Annotated in this window: 9 protein-coding genes and 2 pseudogenes; 6 read left to right on the plus strand and 5 right to left on the minus strand. The window is 69.7% G+C overall.

The window, feature by feature from the left end:
- Positions 1-19: 19 nt before the first annotated feature.
- Positions 20-844, minus strand: coding sequence for a peptidylprolyl isomerase (locus QHF84_RS47015; protein ID WP_281320184.1), 825 nt, complete (start codon positions 842-844; stop codon positions 20-22).
- 77 nt (positions 845-921) lie between these two features.
- On the opposite strand from QHF84_RS47015, the gene QHF84_RS47020 reads away from it, so the two are divergent.
- Positions 922-1,548, plus strand: a complete 627-nt coding sequence (locus QHF84_RS47020) for a DUF192 domain-containing protein (protein ID WP_281320185.1) — start codon at positions 922-924, stop codon at positions 1,546-1,548.
- Between the two features lie 7 nt (positions 1,549-1,555).
- Here the strand turns inward: QHF84_RS47020 and QHF84_RS47025 are convergent, their stop codons facing one another.
- Entirely contained in the window at positions 1,556-2,038 is a 483-nt protein-coding gene (locus QHF84_RS47025) for a hypothetical protein (RefSeq protein ID WP_281320186.1), read from the minus strand.
- Between the two features lie 167 nt (positions 2,039-2,205).
- On the opposite strand from QHF84_RS47025, the gene QHF84_RS47030 reads away from it, so the two are divergent.
- From QHF84_RS47030 to QHF84_RS47045, 4 genes and pseudogenes are all read left to right on the plus strand, one after another.
- Positions 2,206-3,111 (plus strand): lysophospholipid acyltransferase family protein, encoded by a 906-nt coding sequence (locus tag QHF84_RS47030; RefSeq protein WP_281320187.1) that lies wholly within the window; start codon positions 2,206-2,208, stop codon positions 3,109-3,111.
- Complete coding sequence (locus tag QHF84_RS47035; RefSeq protein WP_281320188.1) at positions 3,108-4,484, plus strand: hypothetical protein; 1,377 nt, start codon at positions 3,108-3,110, stop codon at positions 4,482-4,484. Before QHF84_RS47030 ends, QHF84_RS47035 begins: the two co-directional genes overlap by 4 nt.
- Positions 4,485-4,588: 104 nt before the next feature.
- Positions 4,589-4,774 (plus strand): annotated as a pseudogene (locus QHF84_RS47040) (Rdx family protein); the annotation flags it as partial.
- 64 nt (positions 4,775-4,838) lie between these two features.
- Positions 4,839-6,413 carry a hypothetical protein gene (locus QHF84_RS47045; RefSeq protein ID WP_281320189.1) on the plus strand — a complete coding sequence of 525 codons (1,575 nt, stop codon included), beginning with the start codon at positions 4,839-4,841 and terminating at the stop codon, positions 6,411-6,413.
- Between the two features lies 1 nt (position 6,414).
- Here the strand turns inward: QHF84_RS47045 and QHF84_RS47050 are convergent, their stop codons facing one another.
- Together QHF84_RS47050 and QHF84_RS47055 are read right to left on the minus strand one after the other, a co-directional pair.
- Positions 6,415-8,925 (minus strand): DUF5916 domain-containing protein, encoded by a 2,511-nt coding sequence (locus QHF84_RS47050; protein ID WP_281320190.1) that lies wholly within the window; start codon positions 8,923-8,925, stop codon positions 6,415-6,417.
- 77 nt (positions 8,926-9,002) lie between these two features.
- Positions 9,003-10,055 carry an NAD-dependent epimerase/dehydratase family protein gene (locus QHF84_RS47055; RefSeq protein ID WP_281320191.1) on the minus strand — a complete coding sequence of 351 codons (1,053 nt, stop codon included), beginning with the start codon at positions 10,053-10,055 and terminating at the stop codon, positions 9,003-9,005.
- A 98-nt stretch (positions 10,056-10,153) separates the two neighbouring features.
- Between QHF84_RS47055 and QHF84_RS47060 the strand changes: the two genes are divergently transcribed.
- Positions 10,154-11,086: a lysophospholipid acyltransferase family protein gene (locus QHF84_RS47060; RefSeq protein WP_281320192.1), complete on the plus strand. Its 933-nt coding sequence runs from the start codon at positions 10,154-10,156 to the stop codon at positions 11,084-11,086.
- Between the two features lie 33 nt (positions 11,087-11,119).
- Here the strand turns inward: QHF84_RS47060 and QHF84_RS47065 are convergent.
- Positions 11,120-15,133, minus strand: a pseudogene (locus QHF84_RS47065) (hypothetical protein); the annotation flags it as partial.

Below are 15,133 nucleotides of genomic sequence, written 5' to 3' on the forward strand. Positions count from 1 at the left end.
GGGATCGGCGCAGAAAAGATCACTTGCGGGCGACGGTGACCTTCTTGATGACGGGCGGGTTCTCCGGCTTCTCGCGGACCACGGGAACAGAGGCGATCTTGTGCACGACGTCCACCGGCGCGCACTCGCCGAAGATCGTGTAGCCGCCGTCGAGGTGGAAGGCCGCCTCATCCGTGATGAAGAACTGCGCGCTGTTCGTGTTCGGCCCGCGGTTCGCCATGCACAACAGGCCCGGACGATCGTGGTTCGCGTCCTCCCAGATCTCGTCCGGGATCACGTATCCGGCCTCGCCCGTGCCGTTCTTCTTGGCGTCGCCGCCCTGGATCATGAAGCCCTTGATGATGCGGTGGAAGATCGTGCCGTCGTAGGCGGGCTTCTTCTCCCACTTGCCCTCGGGCGTCTTCCACGGGCGAAGGCCACGCGCGAGGCCGACGAAGTTGGCGACGGTGATGGGCGCCTTGTCCTCGAAGAGCGTGCACTCGAGGCTGCCCTGGTCCGTCTCGATCGTGGCCACGAGGCTCTTGCCCGCGGGCAGGCCTTTCGTGGCGTCGGCGAGCGTCCACTTGCCCTTGATCGGATCGTCCTCGCTCGGCTTGACCTCGGCGACGGGCTTGGCCGAGACCTTCTTTTTCGTGGGCTTCGGAAGCTGGATGCGGGGCCGGGAGGACTTCTCGGGCTGGCCGGGCGCTTCCTTGGCCTGGGTCTGGGCCTCGGGCTTGCGTTCGGGCGCCGCCGTGGGCTCGGGAGGGCTCGACTCACAGCCGCTCACGAAGGCGGTGACGACCAGGGCAGAAGCCGCGGCGACGGCGGCGAAAGCGGGACTTTGGATCGAGGGAAGTTTCATAGGAGATCTTTCCCTTGCGGCGAGGCGAGGCGAAGGTCAAGCGCGGGCTCGCATCGTGCTACGAAGGGGCCCGAGCCATGCCCGTCACGAAGCTGCGCATCGCCCTGTCGCTCGGGTTTCTGGTCGTGGCCTGCGAGCCGCGCGTGGAGGAGCCGGTACCGCCCTCGCGCGACGTGCGCCCCGAGCCGATCGGGCAAGAAGCACAGGCCTCGGAAAGTCGCCCCTCGAAGGCGCGGTGCATCCACCCGACCGAGGACAAACCCAAGCGCACGCTCGCGCAAAAGGGCCCCGATCCGGCGTGTCCGCCCGACGATCTCGCGAAGCCGCCCGTGCTGCGCGAGGGCAAGGTGGTGTTCACCGACGCGAAGGACGAGACGGTCTCCGTGGAGATCGCGCAGCGTGATCGAGAGCGCTCCCGCGGGCTCATGTACCGCAAGCACATGGACGAGGAGCGCGGGATGATCTTCGTCTTCGATCGGGACGAGGTGCACCAGTTCTGGATGCACAACACGTGCATCCCGCTCGACATGTTGTTCGTCGACGCCGACGGGACGATCGTGGGGATCGAGGAGAACACGCCGACGATGAACGACTCGACGTTCTCGGTGCCGTGTCCGTCGCGTTACGTGATCGAGGTGAACGCGGGGTACTGCCGGCGGCACGGGGTGCGCGCCGGCCAGAAGGTGCGTCTGGAAGGGATTTGAAGGCTCGTCAGGGGCACATGTACGTCGCGGCGTCGCAGTCGATCGGGCAATCGACGCAGATGATGCAGTCCTGGTAGGCGACGAAGTCGTCGATGCCGGCCGAGTAGGTCGAGGCGCAGTTGTCGACGCACGCCGTGTCGCCGGACAAGCAGTCGCCGAGGCAAACGGAGAGGTTGACGCAGCTCGTGTTGGCGTTGCACGTGTTGTACGCGTTCACGCAGCTCCCCGTGTTCGAGGAGCACTCGGCGCAGTCGCCGCAAACGCCCTTGTTGTCACACGTGCCCGATCCGCCGCCGACGCCGCCTCCGCTCCCGCCGGAGCCGGAGTTGCTGCTACTCGAGCTCGATCCGGGTCCTGGACCCCCCCAGTCGTCGCCTCCTTCGCCGCCGCTTCCGCCGAAGCCGCCGCCGGTCGAGCCTTTGGCGCAAGCGAACACGGTGAGCGCGAGAAACGAGCAAGCGACGGCGAAGATCGAACGCGCGGACATCATGAATCCTCCTGCCGCGCGATGGGGCGCGGCGCCGGGGTATCGACGAGCCATCGTCGCACGAATTCGAGGAAAAAAGGACGAAGGGGCGAGGCGCGCGACGGCTTTCGATGCCGGAGCCGGGCGCGGGTCTTGGCACGCTTTTGTTGGTTTCGGTATACGAGGAATGCGTGGTTGCTTTCGTCGTTCCACATGAGCCAGTCCCTCCCGTCGACGTGCTGAAAGACGGGCTCGCCGCGCTCGCCGAGAAGGCGCGCGTGAAGGTGCGCCCGAACGATCTCGGGGCCCGCGATCCGCGCTTCATCGAGCGCGCGATGCCGCTGCTCGGCATGCTCTACGACCACTACTTCCGCGCCGAGACCGAGCTCGAAGAGCCGTTCGTGGATGGTCCCGCGCTCGTGGTCGGCAACCACAACGCGATGACCGGAACGCCGGACATGTTCTGTCACATGCTCGCGTTCTGGAGGCTTTACTCGCCCGCTCGGCTCTCGTACGGGCTGATGCACGACGTGCCGTTCCGCTTCCCCGGCGCGGGCGCGTGGCTGAACGCCTCGGGCGCGATCGCGGCGAGCCCGGACAACGCGGCGCGCGCGCTCGATCGAGGCGCGGCGGTGCTCGTGTTCCCGGGCGGCGATCTCGACGCGTGCAAGCCGTACTCGCGACGGTACGAGATCGAGTTCGGCAAGCGCCGCGGCTTCGTGCGCACGGCGCTGCGGCATCAGGTGCCGATCGTGCCCGTGGTGAGCGTGGGCGCGCATCACTCGCTCTACATCTGGACCGACGGGCGGCGCATCGCCGAGGCGCTCAAGCTGCCGCTGCTCGCGCGATCGAACGTGGCACCGCTCGGCGTGGCGCTGCCGTGGGGGATCATCGCGGGCATTCCGCTGCCGCACCTGCCGCCGCCCGTGAAGATCCACACGCGGATCCTCGCGCCGATCCGCGCCGATCTGCCGCCCTCCGCGGCCGAGGATCCCGAGGCGGTGGAAGATCTTTTCGAACGCGTACGAAGCGCGATGCAGCGGACGATGAACGATCTGAAGCAGCAAGGGCGCCACGGCTGGTTCCCGGCGTCATGAGGGCGCTCGCGCCGCTCGTCGCGCTCTCGATCGTGGCCGTCGCTTGCCCGGCGAGCGCGGTGGCCGTGGGCGGCGCGACGCCTCCTCCGGTGGTGCACGAGGACTACGTGATCGTGAGCCACGACGAGGCGAGCGGCCTCGAGCACGTGCTCTTCGCCGCGCGCCTCGCGCCCGCCGCGCCGCGCGTGCTCCTCGGCTTGCCGACGCCGAGCACGCCGACGATCGAACCTCTCCCGAAGCTCGATCTCGCGGCGCTCGTGCATGCGCTCGTCGAGCCGTACGAGCGACGCACCCGCGGTCGCGTGTCAGCGCCTCCGGCGGCGTGGGGGATGGATCGATCGACGCTCTCGGGCTTCGTCGTTGGCCCCTCCGCGGGCGAGCAGCCGTTCGACGCGGCGTGGACGAAGAGCTACGTCGATCGGAATTTTTCGTTCGCCGTGCTCGACGTGTCCACGCCGCCGGGCGGCTCGCTGGACATCATGACGCCGGCCGCGCACGTCTCGTTCGTCACGCCGCGCGTGATCGTCGCGCGCCGCGAGCCCGCGCGCGCGGAGCCGCCTCCGGACGATGCGCAGGAAGGCGCGGTGCTCCCGCTCGTGGTGGAGTCGGTGCGCGCCGAGCCGAAGGCCGTGGCGCCGAGCGGCGAGGCGATCGCGCGTGTCCTCCGCGCGCGGAGCGGGCCGATCCTCGACTGTTACGAGCGGTTCCTCGAACATCGCCCCGAGGCCACGAAGCTGACGATCGAGGCTTCGATCCGGCCGAAAGGCGACACGGCTTCGTTGCGATCTCCAGGCGAGCGCGACGCCGACGAGTCGACACGCGAGCTCGCGCGGTGTGTCGTCACGATCCTCCGCGCGCGGCAGTTCCCGCGGACGGACGAGGGCTGGAAGTTCTCCGCGGATCTCGCCTTCAAACCGCCGCGCACGCCCGCGCGCCGCACGCACCTCGTGCTCGTCGGGCCCTCACGATACGTGTGGAAAGATCCGCCCACGTCAGCGCGTCTGCTGCACGATTTCGAGGCAAAAGCGGAGGACGTGGCGCGGGCCATGACGCCCGAGCTGCGCCGCGCGCTCGGGCTGCCCGAAGGCAAACGGCTGTGGATCTCGCACTGGCTCGACCGGGACGTGCGACGCGCGCTCGCCGAGGACGCGCTCTTCGATCGCGAGGATCTGCCCGCGGACGGCGAGCCCGGCACGCTCTCGTTCACCGCGCCCAAGCCCGATCTTCTTCCCGCAGCAGAGAACCCTCGCGAAAAACCGCGCGCACGTTCCCGCGGCAAGCGCGCGCGCGGCGTCATCGTCGCGGCCACGGCGCTCGCCTTCGCGGTCGCCCTCGCTCTCTGGCTCGCGCGGGACGATCGTTCCTCGGCGTGAAGCGCCTTGCCCCTTGCGCTCGCCCGCGCCGCCATCCATGGATTCCCGAGGAGGCGTCCATGAACGTCGTGATCAAGTACTGCCACGTCTGAAACTACAAGCCCCGGGCCGTGAGTTTCGCGGCCGCCATCAAGGATGCGTTCGACGTCGACAGCAAGCTCGAGATCGGCAAGCCCAGTCAGTTCGACGTGATCGTCGACGGCGAGCTGATCTTCTCCAAGCAGTCGGCAGGCCGGTTCCCAGAGATCCAGGAGGTGCTCGACGCCATGTCGAAGCGCGCGGTCGGCTGAGCGCCGCGAGCGACAAACCGGCCGCGGCTTGACGGCCGTGCGTCGATGAGGTCCCCTATCCTGGATGCGCCGCTCCCTCGCGCTTCCCTTCCCTGCCCTGCTGCTCCTCGCGCTCGCCGGGTGCGGCGATCCCGACACCTTCGTCCCGGATATCCCCGGGTTCAGCGGTCCGGCGGGCGTCGTCGAAGGAACGCTGACCTACGCGGGCCCGCCGCCGTGCACGGAGAACGGCCGGGTCGTCGGCGCGGCCATCGTGCTCGCGTTCGACAAGCGCCTCCTGCCGCCGCCCTCAGGCCTCGGCACGGGCGCCGGGAGCATCGACGCGATCCCGGGCGACGTACTCTTCTCGAGCATCCGCGACAAACTCGTCTTCGACAAGGACGGCAAGCGCCGCTGCCCCGATCCTTCGGCGCCGAACATCACGGCGAGCGGGACGTGGACGATCGCGCCGCTGAGCGGCGGGACATACCAGTTCCGCGGGTTCTATGATCGCGACGGCGACTTCGATCCGGCCTTCTCCATCTCGAACCTGCCGACGGCCGGCGACGTGGGCGGCGGCGCGATCGACAACGCGGCCGAGGTGCTCATGGGCGCGGCGCCGAAGTACACGGAGATCGACGTCGGCGAGCCCGACGGCAAGGGAAACCTCGTGATCCCAGCAGTCGGCGTGCGCGTGCTCGGCGTGGGCGTGACGCTCGCGCAGGTGCTCCCGCTCGAGCGCCCAGTGTTCTACCCGTCGGCCGTGAACGACAGCGTCGCGGGCAACACGGATCCGCGCAAAGTCGTGGTGCCGTCGGACTTCGAGTTCGCCACGTTCCCCCCGAACGACGCGTCCTTCATCCGCATCACGTTCTCGGCCGGCGTCGATCCGACCGAGGTCGACGCAGCCGCACTCACGCCGTTTTTCCTGCCCGTGAAGGATCCGGCCGCGACGCTCTACATGGCCGTCGAAGACGTGAACGGCGACGGCCAGCTCACGAACGAGGATCACGTGGTCGAGTCGGTGAACGTGCCGCAGCTCTACCCGACGTCGGTCTTCTCGAAGATCAACGCGACACGGCTCGCCAACGACAAGCGCATCGAGACGCAAGCGCGGCCGCGCGTGATCATGCAGGGGCTCACGCTCCTCAAGAACCTGCTGCTCACGGCGACGAAGCTGCCACCCGCCATGCCGGACCCGATGAACCCGCCCTTCCAGTCGGCCGAGGCCGAGGTGACGGTCGCAGTGCGGCCAGCGGCGATCTGCATCGATCCGGTCGACGCGTCGAAGAAGGGCGTGTTCGTCCTGAGCCGCAAGACAGCCGCGGACGGGACGGCGATCATCGCCGATGAAGAGGCCTTGAAGCAGAGCCTCGCGGCGCGCTTCGGGCGCCCATTCGACATCGTCTACGGCTGCCTGCCGGAAGGGCAGTACTCGATGAACCTCGTCTACCCGACGGGACAGGCGTGGAGCGTGCCAAACGAAGCCGGCGTGTGCGCACTGGCCGAGCCACAAACGTCCGACGGCAAGACGTGCAAAGCCGTGACGAACTCACGCCCGCGGCTCGTGTCGCAGGATGCGATGCTGATCGTGGGTGCGCCGAAGGATGCGGCGTACTGCAAGGACAATCCGACGCCCGCGGCGTGCACCGGGCTCTGATCTAGCCCCACCAGTAAGATAGTTTGGCCAGCAACGTTTCTTCGGAGGCGCGCGGGCCGAGCCATCCAAAGTCGAAGCCCGCAGCACGCCGGGCAAGGGGCGCGCGTCCGTCGCCCTGCGCGTGCGTGTACACGAGGAACAACGTCGAGCCGAGCCGGTACTCCCAGCGCAGGACGATGTTCGCGTTGATCGATCCACCTTCCCAGTCGGGATCCTCGTCGAGCGTCGATCCGAACGGCAAAAGCTCCGCAAGGCGCGCGACCTGGCCCGGCCCCCGCGCCTTCGAGCGTGTGAAGCCGTGGAAGCTCTGCGCTTCGAGGAAGGCCTGCGCATAAGCCTGGAGCGACAAGCGCGGCGTGAACGTGTACGTCGCGCGCATCGTGAGCCCGAGGCTCTGCGCCCGCAGCCGGCCGAAGACGTGGCCCGCGCCGATCGTCGTGACGTACCGCGGCTCGCCGCGCGTGTATTGGAAGGTCGGGATCAGATCGAGATCGAGCTGCGGCAGGATACGCACGGACAAACGGCCGTCGGCCTCCACGTTGATGCCGGTCTCGATGCCCTGCACCATCACCCACGCCTCGCCGTTCACGAGGCGCCGGCCATCCGTCGCGACCCAGAGCTCGCCGCCAAAGAGAGGCGCACGCTCGAGCGCCGTGCCGTCACCGACCTCGCGATCGTCGTAACGCGAAGGTTTGGCGTGGATGCCCGCGAAGCTCTCCCAGAAGTTCGCCCAGCGCGTGTAGTTGCCGAGCAGGAGCATGCGCTCCTGCGTGAGCCAGTCGAGCGTGTCGCGCTCGACCACGTCGATGGACGTCTGCGTCTCGAGCGTCACCCACCACGGATCGAGCGTCCGATAGCCGACGGACGCAGTGAACGCGTGGAGGTTCTGCCGCTGCATGTAGCCGACGTCGTTGTAGTCGACCTTGCGGCCATGCCCGGCGTACTCGGCCTTGAAGGTCCAGTGCTTGCCGCCCTCCTTGGCGACACGCGCCTGCACCGCAGGGCCGATGTCGCCGGAGGAGATGACGGTGCCGTCGGGCATCGTGCGCGGCGGGCCGTCGTGCACGAGCGAAGCGACGGCCTGTCCGCTGATCACGTACTCGCCGCCCGGCGAACGCCAGCGACCATCGAGGCCGGCGACGTAGGCATCGTGGAAGCAACGAGCGCCGTGCGCGACGAGCTGCTCCTTCGGGCAAAGCACGCGCGTGCGACCGCTGCCGGGAGTGGTCTCGACGGTGGGGTACACGGACGGCGTTTCGAAGCGGCTCTTCGCCGTGGCCATGAAGCCGAGCGAGGCGCGCGGGCCGAAGTCCTTGCGAAGGCGCAGGACCTTGAACGCGGCGAGCGGCTCGGCGACACGCGAGGCGAAGCTGCCATCACCGCGCTTCACGTCGACGAGGACGGGCGCGGTGACGCCGAGCAGCTCGAACGCCGACACGCCTTCCGCGAGCTCGCCCGAGAGCTTCGCCGCGGCGTACACCGTGGCCGGTGTCGAAGATGCCACGGTCTCCTCGTCGTCGCGTACGGCCGGCGTGCCGGGTGCGCGGCCGATCCTGCGCGTGTAGACGAGCTTGAAGGGCGTCGCGAGGTTGTCCGCGCCCTCCAGGAAAAACGGCCTGCGTTCCGGGAAAAACCGCTCGAAGTTGCTCAGGTTGAGGACGACCTGATCGGCCTCGACCTGGCCGAAGTCCGGGAAGATCGTGGCGTCGAGGGTGAGGCTCTGCGAGGGATGCCACTTGAGATCGAGCCCCGCCGAGCCCGCGGGGAAGATGCCCGCGCCGCGGATCTCGGCCTCACTCTCGCTGTAGCGGAGAGCGCCGACGAGGAAGGGCCGAAGCTCGAGCGCGGCCTTGGGCCGGAGCCCGGAGAGGCCATCGAGCTTGCCGTAGCGCGACACCTCGCCGCCGGCGTCGCGCGGGATGAACGTCCACTCGTCGACCTCCTGGAGCATGGAGACGCGGCGACGCACCTGCAAGCCGAAGCTCTGCGTGGGCAGATCACGGAAGCGCAGGATCCGGAGCGGAATCTTGAACTCGGCCGACCAGCCGTGCGTGGTGCGCGTGGTGCGCGCGTCCCAGATCTCGTCCCACTCGCGCGAGATCTCGGTGTCGTTGAAGCGGAGCGCGTCGGAGAGGACGCCGGCCGCGTTGACCTCGAACTCGAGCGCGCTCCGGCCGTCGCCGCGCGTGTCGAGCGTGACCGTGACGGCGTCGGCCTCGACCTGGCGATCACGCCGCGTGAGGCGCGCGATGATCTCGTCGCCCGTCTGCTCGCAGTCGATGCCGACGTAGACGGCCTCGTCGTCGTACACGACCCGAACGAGCGTGCGGTAGCGCGGTTTTTCGCCGGGCGTGGGGAGCTTCTGCGTGAAGGCGTCGCTGCCTTTGGCGCGCTTCCAGGTGAGCTCGTCGAGGCGGCCGTCGAGGACCGGCGGCGTGGAAACGCGCGTCGCGGTGAGGTGCGGCGTGGCCACCTGGGTGGTCACCGCGAGAAGCGCGGGCAGGAGAGACATGGCGGGAGATGGACGCCGAGCGTATCACCGCGTGACATCCGGACGGACGAGAGAAGCGTGCGGGGAGCCGCGGCGACTCAGAAGAGGTCGTCGATCGCAGCCACCGTCTGCGCGAGATCGTGCGTCGGCGCGTAGCCGAGATCGTTTCGCGCGCGCGCGTCGTCGACCATGCACACGTAGCGGATGTGATCGATCTCGGGCGCGGGGAACGAGGTGGCCCGGTACTGCCAGAGCTTGCGAACGACGCCCTGCGCGACCCCATGCGGGATGGCGACGCGCGTGCGTCCGGTCATGCCGACGAGGCGCGACAAGGGCAAAGGCGGCGGCCCCGCGATGTTGTAGATGCCGCGCGCGCCGGGCATGAGCGCGCGGGCGATGGCGCTGACGACGTCTTCCTGGTGGATGACCTGCACCATCGGATCGAAGCCGAGCAGCGTGGGGATCACGGGCAAGCGCAGGTAGTTCGAAGGCGCGTTGCGCACGGCGCCGAGGATGTGCACGGGCCGAAGGATCACGGTCTCGGTGCGTGGCCTCTTCCAGAAGAACGACTGCGCGAGCATGTCGACCTCGATGAGATCGCGGATCTCGCTGAACGAGGCGCCGCCGAGGAGCGGCGCGTCCTCCGTGAGGAACTGAGGGTTGTCCGGACGAGGGCCGTAAACGTTGGCGCTCGAAAGAACGACGAGCTTGGGGATGTCGTAGTGCGCGACGTACTCGAGGAGACGCTGCAAGCCGACGACGTTCCAACTGTGGTGCTCGGCCTGGCTCTCGCGCGGATCGTGCATGACGCCGAGGTGCACGACGGCGGCCAGGCGCTCGTGGCGGAAGACGTCCTGCGTCTTCTTGCGGCGGAGGTCGAGCTGGTGATGGACGATGTCCTTCGGTTTGCCCTCAAACGATCGTCGATCGATGCCGATCACCGGCCGCTCGCGGTGCAACTGCCGAGCGAGCCTGCGCCCGAGCCGCCCGCAGATGCCCGTGATGAGCACCGGCAAATGCGAACGATCACTCTCCACGCTCGGCTCGCGTGAAGAGTCGCCATCCACGCTCACGCTCGCCCTGCGCGGCGGCCGCATCGTGAGCCGCGGCGCGACGCGCGTCGCTTCGCCTCCCCCGTTCGTCAACATCATCCCCCCGATCCCCGACGCTCACCGTGAAGCTCGGAAGCACGTCACGTCAAGCACTTCGCGCCGTGCTGCGTTGCCCTCGATTTGCTACGTTCGCATGCATGCTGGATGGAGCAGCGCGCACCCTCGGCAGACTCTCGACCTTCGCGACGCGCGAGGCCTTCCCGATCGCGCGTTCGATCGTCGGCGTCGCCCAAGACGGAATCGGCGAGCTCGGGATCAAGCTGCTCGGCCGCGACTTCGAGGAGCGCCTGCGTCGTGTCCCGATCCCCTTGGGAGGCGGCGGCGTCGATCCCTTCGGCCTCGATCCCGAGTGGGCGAAGTACGCGATCGGCGGCGCGGCGTTCTTCCACCGTTTCTACTTCCGCACGATCGTCAGCGGGATCGAGCGCGTGCCCGCGTCGCGCGTGCTGCTCGTGGCGAACCACTCGGGGCAGATCCCGATGGACGGCGTGATCATCGCGGCGTCGATGTTCCTCGACGCGGAGCCGCCACGCATCGTGCGCAGCATGGTGGAGAAGTGGTCGCAGACGCTCCCGTTCGTCTCGACGTTCTTCTCGCGTGTCGGGCAGGTCGTGGGCGTGCCCGAGAACGCGCGCCGGCTGCTCGAGCTCGGCGAGGCGATCCTCGTGTTCCCCGAGGGCGTGCGTGGCGTGACGAAGACGTTCGCCGAGCGTTACAAGCTCACGGACTTCGGGCTCGGCTTCATGCGCCTTGCGCTCGAGACGAACACGCCGATCGTGCCCGTGGCCGTCATCGGCGCGGAGGAGCAGTACGTCTCGCTCGGCAATCTCCGTCGCGTGGCGAAGACGCTGCACTTGCCGAGCTTTCCGATCCTCCCGCAACTCCTCTTGCCCGGCGGGATCCTCCCCTTGCCCACGCGCTACCGGATCACGTTCGGCGAGCCGATGCGCTTCGACGGCGATCCCGACGACGACGACACGATCATCGAGGAGAAGGTCCTCCGCGTGAAGGCGACCATCCAGTCGATGCTGAACCGCGGGCTGAAGGAGCGGAGGTCGGTGTTCTGGTGAGGCAGGGGCGGCGAGACCGCCCCCTCGGGCTCATCAGGATTCGTCGTCGAGGAGCTCGGCCTCTTCGAGCTCTTCGCCCTGGGCGGGCGGCTGCGCGGCTTGCTGCTGCGCGTAGGCCTGCTGCTGCTGCGCGTAGGCCTGCTGCTGCGCGTAGTACGCCGCGTATGCCTGCTGCTGCGCGTACGCCTCTTCCGGCGTCTGCGCGGGCTGCTGCTGCGCGTACTGCTGCTGCGCGTAGTACGCCGCGTACGCCTGCTGCTGCGCGTACGCCTCTTCCGGCGTCTGCGCGGGCTGCTGCTGCGCGTACTGCTGCTGCTGCGCTTGCGGATCCACGTACGCAGGCTGCGCGGCCGGCTCGGTCTGGACGTACGCCGGAGGCGCAGCGACCATCGGCGGAGGCGCAGGCAACTCCGCGGCGGGCGCGAGGGGCGTCGGCTCGTTGTCCGTCGGGGGCTGCCACGCCGGAAGCGCGGACGGCGCGGCGACCGGAGGCGGAGGCGCGGACGGCGTGGGGACCGGAGCAGGCGGCGGCGTGGACGTCCCCGCGTACGCAGGCGGCGGCGGCGTCGACGTCCCCGCGTACGCAGGCGGCGGCGGCGTCGACGCCCGCGCATACGCAGGCGGCGGCGTGGACGGGCCCGCGTACGCAGGCGGCGGCGTGGACGGCCCTGCCGCGGTCGGCGGCACCGAGGCCATCGACGGGCGCGGCGGCGTACGCTTGAGCTTGCCGGTCTTCGCGCGCTCGAGCCCCTGGGTCGCCTCGGCGTCGCCGGCCTTCATGCGCAGCACGCGCCGCCAGGCATCGGCCGCCTCGCGCGCGTCGCCGAGCTCCTCCTCCCACAGCCGCGCGACCTTGCGCGCGAGCTCGGCGCGGACGGCGGGATCACGGCCGCGGAGGATCTGATCCTCGTAGAGCTGGATCATGCCGCGGTGATCGCCGAGCTCGGTGAGCAGGTTCGAGAGCTCGTTCATCACGTCCTGATCGGCAGGCGACAGGTCGTGGAGCTTCTTGAAGTCGACGCCCGCGCCCTTCTTGTCGTTCAGCGCGTCGCGGCGGAGGCGCGCGCGGCGCTGCAGGAGCTTGCGAACGAGCGGGCCGTCGAAGACCTCTTCGAGCGCGCGCGTGAGCGTGGCCTCGACGCGCGGCAGATCGTTGAGCTCGCGGCCGAGGGCTTCGAGCGCATCGAGCGAAGGATCGTCGACGTGCGTGACGAGCGCGTCGCCGAGCCACTTGAAGGCGCGCTCGACGTCGCCGAGCGCGCGGTGCGCGATGGTCGCAGCGCGCCGGAGAAGCGCGCTCTTCGTGCGGCCGCCGTCACGCGAACCCTGACCGCCGCCCGCGAGCGCCTCCGCCAGGATGCGGCGCAGGCCCGTGCCGCCCGAACGCTCGTCGCCCGCGGTGGCCGCCGCTTCGAGCGCGACGAGCGTCTCTTCCTGGACGCCCGCGCTGAGCGCGAGCTCGAAGAAGCCACGCGCGCGATCGTTCGCGCCGCGCTCGGCCGCGACCTGCGCCGCGCGCGCGAGCGCCGTGAGCCGATCCGCCGGCAAACGGCAACGACCAACCTGACGCTCGTACACGTCGATGACCTGCGAGACATCGGGCGCGAGCGCCGCGAGCCGCGCGAGCAAGGGCTCGACCTCGTTCGGCGGGACGCTGGTCAGCGCGCCCTCGCCGTGCTGGATCGCCTCGTTCGCGGGCACGGACGCGGCGATCTGCACCTCGGCCTGACGCACCATCTCGGCCGCGCGCGCCGGGCCCGAGACGTCCTTCGCGAGCAGGTCGTGCGCGACGCCGAGGGCGTCGAGGTCCTTCAGCTTGATCGCGAGCTGCTCGAGCCGCTCGGCGAGCGCGCGATCGGCGCCGCGCGAGCGCGCGAGCTCCATGGCCACGCGCGCGGCGTCCGCGTCGCGGCCGACCTCGATGAACCGCTCGAACGCGCCGCGCAGCGCCTCGTTCCGCGCCGGGCCCGTGCCCGACTCGTTCCACGAGACGAGCTTCGTCGCGACGAGCCCCTTCCACCCGAGTTTGTCGCCGAGCTCGACGTACGCGCGCCGGCACGGCTCGTCGCCCGTCTCGGCGACCTTGTCGAGCGCCGCGAGCGCCTCGTCGCCGCGGCCGAGTTTGTCGAAGAGGATGTCCGCGACCCTGCGGGTCATGCGGGAGAGCTCCTCCTCGTCGCCTTCGACCTCGATGAGGATCTGCAGGAAATGCGCGACGCGCGGCCAGTCCTCGACCTCGGCGCAGAGCCGCTCGAGCCGACCGATCGCGTCGAAGTCCTCCGAGTCGGCCGCGTGCACGATCTCGAGCGCCCGGATCGCGCCGCGCGGATCGGAGAGGCGGCTCTCGTAAATCTGCGCCAGGCGCTGCGCGAGCTCGACCTTCTGCTCGCCCTCGGCGAGGGCGGCCTCGCGTTCGAGCGCCGCCGCTGCGCCTTGCGGGTTGTTGCGCCGCTCTTCGAGGTTCGCGATCGCCGCGAGCGCGACGCGGCTCTTCGGATCGAGCGTCTTCAGGATCCCCTCGTACCGCTCGATCGCGCCGTCCACGTCGTCGAGCCCCTCGGCCAGGATGCTCGCCTCGCGCAGCGCGTGGTTCAGCTTGTCGGCCGGCGCCTTCGTGATCGCGCCGAGCCGGCGGAGGAGCTCCACGCACTCCTGATGATCGCCGCGCTGCGCCGCGTCCTCGACGAGCAGCGCGAGCGCGCCCTCGTCGTCGCCGTCGGAAAGCACGAGGAGCAGGCTCTCGCGCGCGCCCTCGTGGTCGCCGAGCGAGCGCTGCACCTCGGCCGCCGCGCGCCGCGAGGCCACGCGCTTGCCGCGATCCGAGAGTTTTTCCGCGCGCCCGAGGAGCAGGTGCACGAGATCCGAGAGCCGCCCGGCCGCGCGGTACTGCTCTTCGAGCGCCTGCACGTACGCGTCGTTCGTCGGATCGATCTCGGAAGCGCGCTCGAGGCGAATCATCGCGCCCGGCGCATCACCCGCCTTGAGCAAGAGATCCGCCGCTTGCGCGAGCAGCATCGCTTGCTGCTTGCCGTCCGCGAGCTCCGCGCGTTGCTCGATCGCGTTCGCCGCGTCGGACATGCGCCCCGCGGCCGTGTACGCCTTCTCGGCCTGCTCCCAGATCTTCGCCTGCTTGCCGAGCTCGGCGGCCTCCGCGAACGCATCACCCGCGGCGCCCGGATCATTCAGCTTCAGCCGGAGCTCGCCGAGCTTCTGCAGGAGCCCGGCGCGCGTGTTCGCGTCCGTGAACCCGCTCATGTTGTCCGCGATGGCCTGCGCCGCGAGATCGAGACGCTCGCCCTTTTCGTAGAGCTTGACGGCCGTGTTCACGGCCTGCTCGTCCTCGGGCATGAGCGAGGCGATCCGCGTCCACACCTCGGCCGCGGCCACCGGATCCTTGCGCTTCGCCTCGTGCAGGTTCGCGAGCTTCTTCTCGATCGCGAGCTTCTGCTCCGTGTCGGGCGTGCTCATCGCGTCCTGCTCGAGCACGGTCGCGAGATCGTCCCACTTCGTCGCGCGTTCGAGCAGCCTGCGGAGCTGATCCCGCGCCTGCTCGTCGCCGCGATCGATCTGGCAGAGCTGCTTCCACGCCGCGATCGCCGTGTCGATGTCGCGGAGCTGCGACTCGCACATGCCGGCCACGTCGCGGAGCTGGGCCTTGCGTGTCTCGGTCGAGACCGTCGGCACGCGCGAGGCCGCGAGCAGCACGTCGCGGAGATCCGCGAACATGCGCTTCTGCCGCAGGTACTCCTCGACCCACGAGAGCGCCTCGGAGTTCGCCGGATCGATCTTCAGCGCCTCGCGGTACTTCGTGTACGCCTGCGGCTTGCGACCCTTCTGCGCCTCGGCCGAGGCCTCCTCCAGGAGCGCGTGCACGTCGCCCGCCGGGACCGCCGGCTGCGCCTGCATCGCGACGACCGAAGGCGAAGGCGCGCGCGCCTCGGGTGCGGCTGCCGCTGCGGGCGCGGCTGCCGGGGGCTGCGAGGGCTGCGCCGGTTGCGCGGCCGCGGGGGGTTGCGACGGCTGCGCGACGGCCGCGGCGGGCGCGGG

This window comes from Polyangium sp. y55x31 (assembly GCF_029946505.1).
In the GTDB taxonomy this organism is placed as follows: Bacteria; Myxococcota_A; Polyangia; order Polyangiales; family Polyangiaceae; genus Polyangium.

What these genes read in the sequence shown, in the direction of transcription:
- QHF84_RS47015 (WP_281320184.1), bottom strand. Translation starts at nt 844, where the DNA reads ATGAAACTTCCCTCGATCCAAAGTCCCGCTTTCGCCGCCGTCGCCGCG.
- QHF84_RS47020 (WP_281320185.1), top strand. Translation starts at nt 922, where the DNA reads ATGCCCGTCACGAAGCTGCGCATCGCCCTGTCGCTCGGGTTTCTGGTC.
- QHF84_RS47025 (WP_281320186.1), bottom strand. Translation starts at nt 2,038, where the DNA reads ATGATGTCCGCGCGTTCGATCTTCGCCGTCGCTTGCTCGTTTCTCGCG.
- QHF84_RS47035 (WP_281320188.1), top strand. Translation starts at nt 3,108, where the DNA reads ATGAGGGCGCTCGCGCCGCTCGTCGCGCTCTCGATCGTGGCCGTCGCT.
- QHF84_RS47045 (WP_281320189.1), top strand. Translation starts at nt 4,839, where the DNA reads ATGCGCCGCTCCCTCGCGCTTCCCTTCCCTGCCCTGCTGCTCCTCGCG.
- QHF84_RS47050 (WP_281320190.1), bottom strand. Translation starts at nt 8,925, where the DNA reads ATGTCTCTCCTGCCCGCGCTTCTCGCGGTGACCACCCAGGTGGCCACG.
- QHF84_RS47055 (WP_281320191.1), bottom strand. Translation starts at nt 10,055, where the DNA reads ATGATGTTGACGAACGGGGGAGGCGAAGCGACGCGCGTCGCGCCGCGG.
- QHF84_RS47060 (WP_281320192.1), top strand. Translation starts at nt 10,154, where the DNA reads ATGCTGGATGGAGCAGCGCGCACCCTCGGCAGACTCTCGACCTTCGCG.